Annotated in this window: 10 protein-coding genes, 1 tRNA gene and 1 pseudogene; 7 read left to right on the top strand and 5 right to left on the bottom strand. The window is 69.3% G+C overall.

Annotation, left to right across the window (positions count from 1 at the left end):
* Position 1: 1 nt before the first annotated feature.
* From JEQ17_RS47425 to JEQ17_RS47410, 4 genes are read left to right on the top strand one after another with little or no spacing between them, the layout of a single operon-like run.
* The gene (locus tag JEQ17_RS47425) at positions 2 to 835 is read left to right on the top strand and encodes an ABC transporter ATP-binding protein (protein WP_200402096.1); all 834 of its coding nucleotides are present in this window, start codon (positions 2 to 4) and stop codon (positions 833 to 835) included.
* Positions 828 to 2,024, top strand: a complete 1,197-nt coding sequence (locus JEQ17_RS47420; protein ID WP_200401129.1) for an alpha/beta hydrolase — start codon at positions 828 to 830, stop codon at positions 2,022 to 2,024. The genes JEQ17_RS47425 and JEQ17_RS47420 overlap by 8 nt, the downstream gene beginning before the upstream one ends.
* Positions 2,021 to 3,781, top strand: a complete 1,761-nt coding sequence (locus JEQ17_RS47415) for an ABC transporter transmembrane domain-containing protein (protein ID WP_200401128.1) — start codon at positions 2,021 to 2,023, stop codon at positions 3,779 to 3,781. Before JEQ17_RS47420 ends, JEQ17_RS47415 begins: the two co-directional genes overlap by 4 nt.
* Positions 3,778 to 5,529 carry an ABC transporter ATP-binding protein gene (locus tag JEQ17_RS47410; RefSeq protein WP_234048656.1) on the top strand — a complete coding sequence of 584 codons (1,752 nt, stop codon included), beginning with the start codon at positions 3,778 to 3,780 and terminating at the stop codon, positions 5,527 to 5,529. Before JEQ17_RS47415 ends, JEQ17_RS47410 begins: the two co-directional genes overlap by 4 nt.
* 225 nt (positions 5,530 to 5,754) lie before the next feature.
* Here the strand turns inward: JEQ17_RS47410 and JEQ17_RS50980 are convergent.
* Together JEQ17_RS50980 and JEQ17_RS47400 are read right to left on the bottom strand one after the other, a co-directional pair.
* A pseudogene (locus tag JEQ17_RS50980) lies at positions 5,755 to 6,360 on the bottom strand (transposase); the annotation flags it as partial.
* 245 nt (positions 6,361 to 6,605) lie between these two features.
* Positions 6,606 to 7,505, bottom strand: a complete 900-nt coding sequence (locus JEQ17_RS47400; RefSeq protein WP_200401127.1) for a LysR family transcriptional regulator — start codon at positions 7,503 to 7,505, stop codon at positions 6,606 to 6,608.
* Between the two features lie 139 nt (positions 7,506 to 7,644).
* On the opposite strand from JEQ17_RS47400, the gene JEQ17_RS47395 reads away from it, so the two are divergent.
* From JEQ17_RS47395 to JEQ17_RS47385, 3 genes are all read left to right on the top strand, one after another.
* Positions 7,645 to 8,529, top strand: coding sequence for an NAD-dependent epimerase/dehydratase family protein (locus JEQ17_RS47395; RefSeq protein WP_200401126.1), 885 nt, complete (start codon positions 7,645 to 7,647; stop codon positions 8,527 to 8,529).
* 140 nt (positions 8,530 to 8,669) lie between these two features.
* Positions 8,670 to 9,707, top strand: a complete 1,038-nt coding sequence (locus tag JEQ17_RS47390) for a DMT family transporter (RefSeq protein ID WP_234048655.1) — start codon at positions 8,670 to 8,672, stop codon at positions 9,705 to 9,707.
* 96 nt (positions 9,708 to 9,803) lie between these two features.
* Positions 9,804 to 11,174, top strand: a complete 1,371-nt coding sequence (locus JEQ17_RS47385) for an amidohydrolase family protein (RefSeq protein WP_200401125.1) — start codon at positions 9,804 to 9,806, stop codon at positions 11,172 to 11,174.
* A 161-nt stretch (positions 11,175 to 11,335) separates the two neighbouring features.
* On the opposite strand, the gene JEQ17_RS47380 is transcribed toward JEQ17_RS47385, so the two are convergent.
* The 3 genes from JEQ17_RS47380 to JEQ17_RS47370 all read right to left on the bottom strand — a co-directional run bounded on the left by JEQ17_RS47380 (position 11,336) and on the right by JEQ17_RS47370 (position 14,483).
* Positions 11,336 to 11,409: transfer RNA gene (locus tag JEQ17_RS47380), tRNA-Met, on the bottom strand.
* 197 nt (positions 11,410 to 11,606) lie between these two features.
* Positions 11,607 to 13,811, bottom strand: a complete 2,205-nt coding sequence (locus JEQ17_RS47375) for an NACHT domain-containing protein (RefSeq protein ID WP_200401124.1) — start codon at positions 13,809 to 13,811, stop codon at positions 11,607 to 11,609.
* 150 nt (positions 13,812 to 13,961) lie between these two features.
* Positions 13,962 to 14,483: a hypothetical protein gene (locus JEQ17_RS47370; protein WP_200401123.1), complete on the bottom strand. Its 522-nt coding sequence runs from the start codon at positions 14,481 to 14,483 to the stop codon at positions 13,962 to 13,964.
* Positions 14,484 to 14,516: the final 33 nt, after the last annotated feature.

The following is a 14,516-nucleotide window of genomic DNA, read 5'->3' as shown; positions in this document are numbered from 1 at the left end:
CATCGCGCGCCTGCGTGTGGAGTCGGCGACGATCGGCTACGACAGGCGGATCATCTCCGAGCACCTCTCGGTGGCGATCCCCGACGAGTCGTTCACGGTCATCGTCGGCCCGAACGCGTGCGGCAAGTCCACCCTGCTGCGCAGCCTGTCCCGACTGCGGAAGCCGTCGGCCGGGCAGGTCGTCCTCGACGGTGCCGACATCAACTCCTACAAGACCAAAGAGGTGGCGCGGCGGGTCGGGCTGCTGCCGCAGGCCTCGATCGCCCCGGACGGGATCACCGTCGCCGACCTCGTGGCCCGGGGACGGTACCCCCACCAGGGGTTCATCCGGCAGTGGACCGAGGACGACGAGCAGGCCGTGCTCAGGGCGATGCACCAGACCTCGGTCGCCGACCTGTCCGGGCGCCCGGTGGACGAGCTGTCGGGCGGGCAGCGCCAGCGCGTGTGGGTGGCGATGGCACTCGCGCAGCACACCGACATCATGCTGCTCGACGAACCGACCACCTTCCTCGACATCACCCACCAGATCGAGCTGATGGAGCTGTTCACCGACCTGCACGACGTCGGCCACACCCTGGTCGCCGTACTGCACGACCTGAACCAGGCTGCCCGTTACGGCACCCACCTGATCGCCATGAAGGACGGCGCCGTGGTCGCCGAGGGCACTCCGGACCAGGTCGTCACGGCCGAGCTGGTCGAGGAGGTGTTCGGTCTGCGCTGCCTGGTGGTGCCCGATCCGGTGGCCGGCAGCCCCCAGGTGGTGCCGCTCGGCCGCGAACGAACCCGACAGAGGTCCACTGACAACACCGGCGTAGAAAGTGCGAGAAATGGCTGATCCGTTGGTCGAGAAGCTGGCGACCGGTGAGTGGAGCCCGGAAAGGTTCAGACGACACCTCGGGGAGACGGGTGCACCGCTTGTCGAGCGGGTCTCCGCGGACGAGGTGGAGGTGACGTTCGTCGACGAGCCCGGAGACGACACGACGGTCACCGTCTCGGTGGTGATCGGACCCAGAATCGCCTTCAACCCGATCGACACGGAGTTCGCCCCGGTGGCGGGGACGCCGTTCCGCGTTCTCACCTTGCGGATGCGTTCCGACCTGCGCTTCTCGTACGTGTTCACACGACGCGGGCCGACGGGTGAGGGCGAACGGGTTCCGGACCCGTTCAACCCGCCACCGAGGTTCTCGGAGTGCTCGGTGGAGCGGTTCTCCGGGGCCTCGGTGGCAGCACTGCCCGACGCGGTGCCGTTGCCCTGGCTCGACAGGGCCGAAGCGCGACCGACCCCGGCGGTGGAAGCTGCCGTGCTGGCGAGCGAGCTCCTGGGAGACGAACGCCGCATCTGGGTCTCGATGCCGCCGGGAGAGTTCTCGGAAGACAGCGCACTGCCCTTCGTGATCCACCTGGACGGCACGCCGGACCACAGCGCGCCCAGCGTTCGTGACGCACTGGTCCGGGCGGGACTGGTCCGGCCCTGCGCGGTGGTCCTCGTCGGCCAGCCCGCACCGCAGCGCGACAAGGAGCTGCTCTGCAACCCGACGTTCTCCCGGATGCTGGTCCAGGAACTGCTGCCGTGGCTCCACCACCGGTATCCGCTCTCGCGGGACCCCCGTGACGTCGCGCTGGCCGGCGAGAGCTTCGGCGGTCTGTGCGCCGGCTGGACAGCGCTCCACCACCCGACGACGTTCGGCAACGCCATCCTCCAGTCACCGTCGTGCGGATACCACCCTGACCTCACATGGGGCACCGGGTCGGGCGAGCTGCTGCGCCGCACCCCCATACCGACACTGATCGCCGACTTCCTGGCCGCGGAAACGGCACCGCTCCGCATCTTCCACGACGTCGGCGAGCTGGAGAGCTCGAACACCCACAGTCGCTGGTTGGACCACGTACTCACCGGAAAGGGCTACGACACCCTCTACAAAGAGTTCGCCGGCGGACACGACTACGCATGGTGGCGCGGAATCTTCGCCGATGCCCTGCTCTGGTGCTTCCCGCTCAGGAGCACCGATCGGAGCCAGGCATGAGGAAGTCCTCGCGTTCCTCGGGCGCCGACCCCACAGGACTGGGGCGGGGACCGCTGACCCGTCGGCTGCCGGTGCTTCTGCTCGCTCCCGCCGAGCCGCTCGGCGGGCGGCCGTTCGAGTCCGGGTCGGGGACCACCCCGGGCCGGTTCCTGCTGCGCGTGATCTTCTCGGTGAGGCGGATCAGCGTTCCCGCCATGCTGCTGGCGATCGTGTGGCAGGTGGGCGAGTCCGCGGTCCCGGTGGTGATGGGACTCGCGATCGACCGGGCCCTTGCGACCGGGGACGAGGGACAGCTGGTCCTGTGGCTCGGCGTGCTGGTGGCCCTCTACGTCGCGCTGACGTCGGCGGCGAGGCTCTCGCTGCGACTGACCGCCCACGCGGTGCAGGTACTACAGCACCGGCTCCGCGGCACCCTCTCCACGGGCGTGCTGCACCCGGTCGGCGGCACCGCCCGTGCGCCGGGCGGCAACGTGGTCTCGGTGATGACCAGCGACGTCGCGCGCCTGTCCAACGCGGTGATCCTGACGATCATCCCGGTCTCGAGGATCACAGCCATCGGATTCATCGCGGTGTCGCTGCTGGCGACGCACTGGCTGCTCGGACTCGTGGTGCTGTTCGGGGCGCCGGTCGCGGTCTGGTCGATGGGCGTGCTCAGCGAGCGGCTCTCCCGGGACACCGGCGCATACCAGGAGCTGCTGGCCTCCACGGTCGGACAGGCCACGGACCTGGTCGCCGGCTACCGGGTGATCAGGGGGATGCGTGCCGAGGCCGAGGCGACCAGCCGGTACCGCCGGGCAAGCCAGGAGACCCTTGTCGGCGCCAGGCGCAACGCGGGCCTGCTGGGAAAGTTCCTCGTGGGCTCGGGCGGGGTCAGCGGCACGTTCGTCGCCGCGGTACTGGGGCTGGCGGGCTGGTTCGCCGTGGACGGACAGCTCAGCATCGGCGGCCTGATCACCGCCGTCGGCCTCGCCCAGGCGCTGCTGCCGCAGATCCAGGCGATCGCGAGCACGTCCATCCCCAACCTCGCCGGCGCCCGCGCCTCGTCCGTGCGTGTCCTCGACGTGCTGCGGGACAACGCCATGTCGACGGCCGGGCCCGATGACGCGCCCCGGCGGGAGGTCACCGCGTTGCCGGAGCTGGACGTGGTCGTGCCGAGCAGCTCCGGACCCGGCGTGACGATCCGGGTCGAGCCCGGCGAGCTCGTGGGCGTGCGCGCCGACGACCGGACCGCCGCCCGCGTCGTCGAGGCGCTGCTGGACCCGCGGGCCGAGGGAGGGGTCGAGGCGCGGCTCGACGGGATCGCGGCGCGGAAGCTGTCCCCGGTCGAGTACCGCTCCCGGGTCACCGTCGCGCCGCACCGCGCAACGCTGTTCAGCGGCACCCTCCGCGACAACGTCGCCGTGACCGCGGGCGCGCCCGAGCGGGTGGACGCCGCCGTGCGGGCCGCCGCCTGCGACGACTTCGCGGCCGACCTCGACGCCCCGGTCGGCGAGGGCGGCAACCGGCTCTCGGGCGGCCAGCGCCAGCGGGTCGCGCTCGCCCGCGCCCTGGCGAGCGACGCGCCGGTGCTCGTGCTGCACGACCCGACCACCGCGGTCGACTCGGTCACCGAGCACACGATCGCAGGCCGGCTGCGCGGCGTCCGGGCAGGCCGCTCGACGCTGCTGATCGCCTCGACCCCGGCGCTCCTCGCTGCCTGCGACCGCGTCGTCGAACTGCCTGACGACGTACCCGTGCTCTCAAGGACGGCGCGGTGAACGGCACCTCCGCCGTGCCCGGGACCGCGGCTTCCGATGCCGAGCTGCCCGGGCTGCCGGTCGCGAGCGGCCGCGAGACGGTCAAGGAGGTGTGGCGGCTCAGCCACCGATACCGGCTCCGGCTCGCCGCGACCGGGGTGCTGGGGATCGTCAGCACCGGCGTCGACCTGATCGTTCCCGTGGCGATCGGGTTCCTCGTCGACCGTGTGCAGGCCGACACCGCGGACCTCGCCACGGTGCTGACGGTCACGGCCGTCATGGCGCTGTCGGCAGTCCTCGGTGCCGCGGGTACCGCGCTGACGATCGTGTTCGCCACCCGCGTCTACCACGCCATCCTCGCAGCGCTGCGCGAGCAGCTCGTGGGCCGCGCGATGACGCTCCCGCAGTACCTCGTCGAGCGCGCCGGTACCGGGGACCTGATATCCCGGTCCAGCGACGACGTCACCGCCGTCGCCGATGCAGCACCCGCGGTAATCCCCGCGCTCACCGTCACCGCGTTCACCATCGTCGTGTCGCTGGGCGGGCTCGCGGCACTGGAATGGCCCTACGCGGCCGCCTTCGCCGTCGTGCTGCCGGTCTACGTGCTGGCCGTGCGGTGGTATCTGCGCATCGGACCAGGGGTCTACCGCGCCGAGCGCGCGGCGATGAGCGCGCGTGCCCAGCAGATCCTCGAGTCCCAGCGCGGCTACGCCACCGTGCTCGGCTTCGGGCTCGCCGAGCAACGACACCGGGCTGTGATGACGGACTCCTGGCGCGTCGCGGGGCAGTCGCTACGCGCACGCACCGTGCTGAGCATGCTCAATGCCCGGCTCAACCTCGGGGAGTGCCTGAGCCTGGCCGCCGTACTCGTCGTCGGCTTCGTCCTCATCGACCACAACGCATCGACCGTCGGCGGCGCCACCACCGCCATGCTGCTCGTGCTACGCCTGCTCGGACCGGTCAACCAGCTGCTGCTGGTCATTGACACCCTCCAGTCCGCCCTCGCATCGCTGAGCCGCATGATCGGGGTCGTCACGATTCCGATCAGCTCGTCGGATGTCCCGGCGCAGGCCGCGAGCACCGCCGTACGGCTCGACGAGGTCTCCTTCCGCTACAGCCAGGGGCCACGAGTGCTCGACGACATCACCCTCGACATCCCGCCCGGTCAGCGCGTGGCCGTCGTCGGCGTGTCCGGGGCAGGCAAGACCACGCTCGCCGGCGTGGTCGCCGGCACCCACCTGCCTGAGGCCGGGAGGGTGACTCGCCCCAGCCGTACCGCGATGATCACCCAGGAGGTCCACGTCTTCGCGGGCACCCTGCGCGACAACCTCACCCTCGCCGCGCCCAGGGCCACCGACCGCGACCTCCATACAGCGCTGGAAGCCACCGGCGCCGCATCGATCCTCGATGCTCTCCCCGACCGGCTGGACACCCTGCTGGGTGTCGGCGGACACCCGCTCACCGACGCACAGGCGCAGCAACTCGCCCTCGCCCGCCTGCTGCTCACCGACGCTGATCTGGTGATCCTTGACGAAGCGACCGCCGAAGCCGGCTCCTCCTACGCCGCACAGCTCGACCACGCTGCTGATGCTGTCCTCGCCGGACGCACCGCAGTCGTGGTCGCGCACCGTCTCTCCCAAGCAGCAACCTGCGACCGGATCATGGTGATGCAGCACGGCCGGATCATCGAGACCGGCACCCACGGAGAGCTGGTTGATGCCGGTGGTGTGTACGCCGGGTTGTGGACCGCCTGGGAGGCCGCTCGGTGACAACAGCAGGACCAGGCCAGTATTCGCCGCAGTCCGCCGAGCCAGTCGTCCTGGGTGAGTCGGTCGGTATGGCGGGTCAGCCAGGCGGTGCTCTGACGGACGGTCGGCCGAGGCGCTCGGTCGCAGCCGGGGCGGTGCGGAACTGCTGCAGGCAGTCGCGGACGGGGTCTGTCCAGTGAACGGGCCGGTCTCACTGTCGATGGTCGCTAAAGGTGTCCACTGCCCGAGGACCCGGTGGCGGAGCAGAGCGAAGAAGCCTGCTCGTCCGTGCATCTGGCGTGCGATGCGCTTGGTCTTGGTGTTGACACCCTCGGTGGGACCGTTGCTGTATGGCAGCGTGAGTGCTGCGTCCACGGCTCTCGCTCCAAGCCCCGGACAAAGGCATGCAGGTGAGGCGTATCGGCGTCGCGGACCCGGGCTGCCCAGCGCGTGAGAGCGTCGGCGTCACCCACGTGAGGCGAGAGGAAAGGAGCTGACTCCCGGACGGCTGCCGCGAGTTGGGCCATCCCGATGCAGGCTGCGGTGAGTCTGGTCAGGAGTTCGTGGCGTTCGGCCTTGAGGATGTCGGGCCGAGTCAGCAGCATCCGGGCGACCCTGCGTGGCGAGATGTGCCTTCGGTCGGCGTCTGAGCAGCCCTGTTGAGGTACTTGTGCAGGAGGTTGAGGCAGCCGGTGAAGCCGGGGCCTTGATCTCCTCAAACGAATGCCGGACGGGGACGGCGGGGTCCTCGGCTCGCCGCACGCGCAGGTGCTCGCGGCCGGGGTCCACGAGGCTCACGCGGTATTTGGGGACGCGGAGCATGCGTGCCGGAAGCGGCCGGCGAGGAAGCCGCACTCGGGATCGCGCGATCGGGCAATGTCCAACGGTGAGCGCTGCCACGGCCAGGTCGAGCGGCGCCTGGTCGCCCTCGGCGCTCGCCCTCGTGACGCGGGCGAGCCGGGCCAAACGTAGAGCCACCCCACGATCGCGCGTCCGACCTGCTGCACGGCCAAGATCAAGTACTTGGCGTCACTGGCTGTTCCGTTGGCACCAAGGCCAGTGATTTGGGTGATTCGTACGTGATCGCGTACGTCCGCCTAGAACACGCGGTCGCGCCGGATGTGGTGCGGGATGAGGTCGAGGAAGGCGTGCAGCGCCCGCGTCGGCGGGCGCGTCGCCGAGGCAACCACGCCGAGCGTCCAGGACAGAGGTGCGTCCGCGAGGGGGACGGGACACACCGCGTCCCCGGCCGTCTCCGCGAAGTCCGGGGGCAGCAGCGCCACGCCCAGACCGTGCGCCACGTACTCCGCGATCGTGGTGATGTCCGACACCTCGATCAGGACACGCCGGGACAGCTCCGCCCTCGTGAACGCGTCGTCCACGATCTGGCGTTGCCCGAACCCTGGTGGCATGTCGACGAAGGGTTCCCCGGCAACGTCTCTGAGCCGCACGCTCTTCCGGAGAGCCAGTGGGTGACCGGCAGGAACCAGCAACTGGACGTGGTACTTCTTGACGGCCCTCACTCTGAGGTGTGCGTCCTTGATATCTGCTCCCACGAAGGCCACGTCGACGTAACCTTCCTTGATTTTTTCGACCAGCCCGGAGGTCCCCCGCTGGGAGGTCTCGGTCCGCAACCGGACCTCCGGATGGCGCCGGTGGAAGTCGCCCGCCAGTGCGGGCACGTCGATAACGGTCAGTCCGCTGAGAACGCCCACGGTGAGACTGCCGCGCAACCCCGTGGAGAGCGGCTCCACCGCGGCCCTGGCCCGGTCGAGTGCCTCGATCGCGGTACGCGCCTCGGGCAGGAACGCCGAACCGGCCTCTGTCAGTCTGACCGACCGCGTGGAGCGGATGAGCAGTTCGGCCTTCAGGTCCTGCTCCAGGGCCTTGATGCCGGCCGAGAGCGTGGACTGTGTTACGTGCAGTTGCCGGGCCGCCCGTGTGAAGTTCAGTTCCTCGGCGACCGTGAGGAAGTACTCCAGTCTCCTCTGATCCATTGATCCACCGGTCCCTCATTTATCGACGTGCCCGATTGGATGTTCGGAAACATTCGTTGGACACGATAGCCAGTCGGAGTGACCGTTGTCGTGCGGACTACCGCCCGTCCAGGACAACGTCAGACGGCAGTGAAAGAGGATGACCATGCGCATACTGCTCACCGGCGGCACCGGCTACATCGGAGCCTCGGTGCTCGACCGGCTCATTTCCGGCGGCCACCAGGTGACCGCCGTGGTCCGCTCCGCCGAGAAGGCCGAACTGGTGCGGGCCAGGGGCGCGGAGCCGGCGATTGCCGACCTGTCCGACGGTGACGTCCTCCGGGAGCTTGCGGCCGCGAGCGACGGCGTGGTCCACGTGGCGTCACCGGGTGACGAGACCAGTGCGACCGTCGCGAAGGTGGCCGTCACCAGCTTCCTGCGCGCGCTGCGGGACACGGACCGGCCCTTCGTGCACACCACCGGCGTCTGGCTGCACGGCAGCGGTTCCGCGATCACCGAGTCGACCGCCATGAACGCCCCGCGCCTGACCGCCTGGCAGGTGCCGCTCGCCCAGCAAGTACGCGACGCGCAGGTCGTCAGAACGTCGGTCATCGCACCGGCGGTGGTGTACGGGCACGGCGGCGGCCTGCTGAACCTCGTCGCCGCGGGTCCGCGAACTGCGGGGAACGCCCCGGCCCTCACCATGGTCGGGCCCGGTGACCAGCACTGGAGCACCGTGCACGTGGACGACCTGGCCGAGCTGTACGTACTCGCGCTGGAGAAGGCCCCGGCCGGTTCGTACTTCCTCGGCGTCGGCGACGTGAACCCGACCGTACGGGAGATCACCGAAGCGGTGAGCCGTTCCGTCGGTCTGGCCGGACGCGTCGAGCCCGAGCCCGTCGTGCAGACACTCGACCGGCTCGGCCTGCTCGGCGAGGCCCTCCTGCTCGACCAGCAGGCCTCGGGCGACACCGCCCGGCGCGTACTCGGCTGGTCGCCGCAGGGGCCGTCGGTCCTCGACGACATCGCGCGTACGGACTTCTGAGGGAGAACCGCGCCACCCCGGGCTTCGCGGCAGGTGGGGCCCGACCGGACACCAGCGGCCAGGACACCAGTGGCTGGGACAACAAGGCCCTGTCCGGCCACACCCCTTCCTGCCTTCCTGCCTCCTGAAGGGATTTCGACATGACCATTCCCGCCGCACCGCCTGCGTCAGGCCGCCGTCCTGCCGGGCCCGGTCCGCAGTCCCCGGGGCACATCCGCCCGTCCGCGTCCCGCGGCGGATTCCTGGCCGTCGCGGCGGCCATCGCCGCCGGAATGGTGGTACCGGTACAGGCCCGGCTCAACGGCGAACTGAGCCAGAGCCTCGATGACGGCATCGCCGCAGCGGCGATCAGCTTCTCGGGCGGATTCGTCCTGCTGTCCCTCCTCGCCCTCTTCTCACCCGGGCTGCGTGGCGCGCTACGTCGAATGGCCGGCGCCGCCCGGGACGGCCGGCTCCCCCGCCGGTACCTGCTGGCCGGTGTGCTGGGTGGCACGTTCGCGCTGGCCCAGTCCACCGCCGCGCTGATCACCGGCATCGCCGTGTTCACCGTGTCAGCCATCGCCGGTCAGACCCTCGGCGGTCTGATCGTGGACGACCGGGGCATCGGCGGCGGCTTGAGGCAACGCCCGGGCGCCGCCCGGCTCACGGGAACGGCCGTCATCCTGGTGGCCGCAGTCGTGTCCGCGCTGCCCCGCTTCGCCGATACCCCGGCGCCCGCCACCATCGTCCTGCCCGCCCTCGCCGCGATCGCCGCCGGCTTCCTGCTCGGCGTGCAGCAGGCCCTGAACGGGGCGTCGACCGCCGCGTCAGGCTCGCCGCTCGCCGCGACCTGGCTCAACTTCTGCGTCGGAGCGGTGTTTCTCACCGCCGCCTGGGGCGTGAAGACACTCGTCCAGGGAACGTCGGGGCACCCGCTGCCCACCAGCTGGTGGGTCTACCTCGGCGGCCTGTGCGGCATGGTCTTCATCGGCGCCTCGGCATTCCTCGTGCGCCGGATCGGTGTCCTGCTGCTGAGCATGGCCTCGATCGCGGGACAGCTCGCCAGTTCGATCGCCCTGGACTTCCTGGTCCCCTCCGGCGGCCGGTCCCCCTCCGTCCTCACCATTTTCGGCGCGTTGCTCACCTTCGCCGCCGTCTGGATCGCCTCCCGGCGCCCACGTGGCACCACCGGCAAGTGATCCACGTCTGTGCCCGGACCGGGCGCGGACCTGACCCCTGTCCCTTCTCAACTGGCAAGCGACACAGTGCCGCCCACGGCACGAAAGGAACAACAGATGTCCCACAATCAGCCGCAGAACAAGGAACGCATCCTGATCAAGGGCGCGTACCTGATGACGCAGGACAACAAGCTCGGCAACTTTGTGGGAGACGTCCTCGTCGCCGACGGCAGGATCGTCGAAGTCGGCCGGGACCTGTCCGACGACCGGGCCCGGGTCGTCGAGGGCACGGGGAACGCCGTGCTGCCCGGCTTCATCGACACCCACCGCCACAACTGGCAGGGGGCGCTGCGCAATCTGGGCCCCGCCTGGACCTATGAGGAGTACCGCAGCAACGTGCAGATCGGCCTCGGCCAGCACTTCGAACCTCGGGATGTCCACGTCGGCAACCTGGCGGCGGACCTGATGTCCCTCGACTCCGGGGTGACGACCGTGCGGGACGAGTCCCACATCAGCAACAGCCCCGAGCATTCGGACGCGGCGATCGCGGCGCACTGGGAGTCGGGCATCCGCGCCGTCTTCGACCACGGCTGGCCGTCGACGGAGGCCGAGCAGTGGCAGTTCGGCAGCAACCGCACACATCCCGCCGACATCCGGCGCATCCGCAACGAGGTGCTGTCCGACGACTCGGCGCGGGTCACGCTGAACGCGATGCTCCGCGGACCGGAGCTGTCCACCCCCGACGTGTCCGCGCAGGACATCCGACTCGCCCGGGAGCTGGGCCTGCGGATCAGCATGCACGTGGGCCTCGGTGAGTGGGGGGCGGATCAGCAGGCCATCCGGCAGCTCGCCGAGACCGGACTGCTGGCCTCCGACATGACGTTCATCCACTGCTGCACGTCGACCGACGAGGAGCTGAGGATGCTGGCCGCGCACGGGGCCACCGCGTCCGTGGCCGGCGCCCTGGAGGTCTTCATGCCGGGCCTCGGCCAGCCGGCCACCAACCGACTGCTGGCCGCCGGTGTCCGCCCGAGCCTCAGCGTGGACACCGAGACGATCGTGAGCGGTGACATGTTCGGTGTCATGCGGGCAACGCTCGCCTACCAGCAACTGATCCTCGCCGGTGCGGCCGGACCCATGGACCGGATCGCCGACCTGCCGACCTTCGACGCCGCCGACCTGCTGTCCTTCGCGACCATCGAGGGCGCGCGAGCCGCGGGGATCGACAACCGCACCGGCAGCCTCACCGCCGGCAAGGAGGCCGACCTGATCATGATCCGCCTCGACCACGCCAACCTGCTGCCCGCCACGAACGTCGCCGCCACGATCGTCGCGGGCGGCCACGCCGGCAACGTCGACATGGTCGTGGTGGCCGGTGACGTCCTCAAGGAGAACGGTGTGCTGAAGGCCGCGGACACCGTCTTCGACGAGGCCGCGGCCTCCCGTGACCGGCTGTTCCACGCCGCCGGCCTGCCGCTCCCCGCCTGAGCCGATCGACAAGCCCTTCACCCAAGCCCGGCGGCCGGTGCCCGAGCTGCGCGAAGGGATGCCAAGTGGCCGGGCATACCGCCAGGCAGGAGTCAGAAGTGGGGACCGCCCCAGGAATGCGAGAAGGCCCGGATCGTGTGGATCCGGACCCTCTTCAGCAGTAGCGGGGACAGGATTTGAACCTGCGACCTCTGGATTATGAGCCCAGCGAGCTACCGAACTGCTCCACCCCGCGTTGGTGATCCCTACCGTACGCCATCGCAGAGGGGGCGAAGACCACGGTCTGCCGCGGGGCTGTAGGTTCTCGTTTCCGATGTCCCCCAGCGCGACATTGACCGGAGCCGACACCGACTGTCGCATGTGATGTCCCGCGTCTGCGTTTCGCTCCGGTGTCTCTTCTTGCAGGCAGGCAGGTTGGCACGCCGCGATGGCTCACGACGACGTCGTTGAGTCGGAATGTGTGCCCGATTGATCGGCAGGAGTACGTGGCTCCGGCAAACGAGTGCTTTCGGCAAGGCGGTCTTGCAGTCGGGCATGGCGGAACTGGTACGTCGAGTTCACGCTGCGCAGGATGCCGAGGCGATGGGCGTCCGCAAGGAACGCCTGAAGACGCCAGGGCAGTTGCCCGCAGGCAGCGAACTGGATCCGAGCGATGACGTAGTACGGCCAGGCGCAGGTGGCCAATGCGAGGACGAACCCGACGGCCCCGATGTCGAGGAGCCGGAAAGCGGTCACGATCGCGAGGTCCGTGACTGTGTTGGCGAACCAGATACTCGTCCTGACACCAGCGTCAGGCAGGACGAAAAGGACGGCACAGGCGCCTCCGCCGAGCAGTGCAACCAGACGATCGGTGCGAAGTGTCTCCGCGGCGGTGTCTTGATCGTCGGCTGCGGAAGCGGACCTGACCCAGCGGAAGAAGACGAGTCCCACGCCCAGCAGAGAACCGATCACCAGCCCGTCGCGCAGACTAGCCATGACTCGAGGCTCTCCGTCGTGCTGCACGTATGCCGCGTAGCTCGCGAAGAACACAGCGGATGAGACAGCGACACATGCCACGATGCCCAATGCGCGTGGCAAGCGCCGTCGCCACTGAGACATTCCAGGGCGGCCTCGGATCGGCAGGTGCGGCGGGGCGGGCAGTCCCGCGGCGAGAAGGGCCAGCCACAGGCACACACTGACGAAGACAGTGGCTCCGAAGAATTGGTGCACGACGTTCGTGCCAGGGAGGAACGGCACGGTGGCCGGGGTGGCGGCCAAGCCACCGCTGAGGGCCACAAGGGCAGAGAAACCAGTCCGATACCCCGCTCTCCCCGCGAAGACCGATACCCGGCTGCTGAGGAGAAATATGGGCACGACCGCGGCCGCTTGCGCCATGCACATCGGCACGATCTCCAACGGTGCCCCGAAGAAGAGCACCAGGAACGGATTCGTGACGAGGTTTCCGACAAGGGTGATCCCCAGCCAAGTAACGGCTCGCCGCCAGGGTTTGGTCAGCGCAGAGCTCCATGTGTGAAGCTCCCACCAGGCAAAGTCGAAGGTGCCCCGATCGCGCAGTCCATGCGCGATGAACGTCAGGTAGTGCCGCGCTTTCTCGGGGTCCCAGCCTCCGGTAGGAGCCTGTCGCCGGGAGCGCACGTAGAGAGTTGGAATGAGCGCGTCCAGCAAGTGGTGCTCGATGGCCGGGCGAGTGGGAAAACGACGAAGATCCGTCAGCTCGGTAGGATCCCGGTCTCCTCCTGCGTACACGGATCGGGCCATCGTCGCCATCAGAGGGCTGGTCAGGACCTGGCCGGCGGGTGAGTCGGGGTTCTGGGTGAGATGGTCGGCCACGACGTCCCATGCAGGGCGACGCTGAGTGGAAACGGCCAGGCGCAGCGCAGCAATTGCCTCACCGATACGGAGCGGTGTGGGCTCCAGGACAGTTGCATTCGCCAGGGGCGAACTTTCCCGTACGGCGCGCGCATAGTCGTCGGTGCGGCAGGTCAGTACGAGCGGTGCGTTCGTCGGCAGGGTGTCGTTGAGGGCTGCCAGGACCGTTGCCTGGCGTGCTGCCGGTACTTCATCGAGCCCGTCGAGCACGGGGACCAGACGGTGCTCGGTGAGCAGCTCCACGATGGAGCTGGTGCCGTATCGCTGGACATCGCTCAGTGCGGGGTAGTCCTCCGCAACGCGGCGTTGCAGCCAGTCCCGAGCGTTTTCGCGTGATGGGTCGAAGGAGGACAGAGGACACAGCACTGGTACCGGGTCATCGGAGTCGCGCGTCCGTAGTAGGGCGAGAAGAAGCAGCACCGCAAAGGTCGTCTTTCCCGAACCACCGGGCCCCAGTACGACAATGCGCTGACGTGCGGCCCTCTGGAACGTCTCAATCAGCTCGTCGGGGTCATGCGCGTGGCACCGGATTGCTGTATTCGCCGGCGTGCCGTGGGCCGAGAGCTCCGTGCGTCGGCAAGGTGTCCAGATGACTGGCAGGGGTGCAGGTTCGAAGAGCTGCCGCAGGATGGCCTCGTCCTCCCACTGGCGCCGAACGACGCGGGCCAGTGTTTGTGCCGTCTCCGCGATCTGCCCCGTGCCGGAACTCTGGTGGTGTGGTTTGCCCCGCCACGCCCAGACTGCCAGGACCCCGAGCAGACCGACCACAGTCCCGAGCACCGAAGCTGCGGCAGAGACTTGGTCAGAACCCCCCAGGGCCCACACGAACATCAACCCACAGGTGGCCACGGCACAAAGCGACCATGCCACCATCCAGCGCCATCGCATACCCACCCAACAGCCAGTCGCCCAATCCGGTCACCCTTGGACAGGACCCCGTTTGTCTGTCCAGGACAGCACGACTCCTGCATGGCGGACGTGGCCGAGCGCCAGGGCGAGGACCCCGGGCGGTGGGTCAAGACACCTCGCCACGGCTGGGACGAGCTCACCACTGTGCAGCAGCGGATGCTGGACCAGGTCCTCGGCATCGAGCCCGCGACCGAGGACGAGAAGCCCAAGCCACGCCGTACACAGGCCGCCCTTCTCCAGTGCTGCCGGCTCCGGCATGCTGTCGCCGTGGATCTGGGCGGGGTCGCCGAAGTCGCCCTGGGCGAATGCCTTGGCCTCCTGCTTCAGATGGGTGCGGATGAGAGCGATCTGCTTCTCGTCGTCGGGCTGGTCGGCGACGACGTCCTGGACGCCGCCCGTGTCGGTCGGGGTGAAGTGGTGGGTGGTCTCTTCCAGGTCGAAGGGCATCACGGACCGCCCGCGTTCGGCGACCGCTTCCTGCCGGCCGGTCCGCCCCTTGCCGCCGTCCTGCTGGAAGCCTCCGATCCACAAGGCTGGGGCCAGGGCCGCGCCGATGCAGGCCGT

It is taken from the genome of Streptomyces liliifuscus (assembly GCF_016598615.1).
GTDB lineage: Bacteria > Actinomycetota > Actinomycetes > Streptomycetales > Streptomycetaceae > Streptomyces > Streptomyces liliifuscus.
This window is presented reverse-complemented; position numbering and strand designations above follow the sequence as displayed.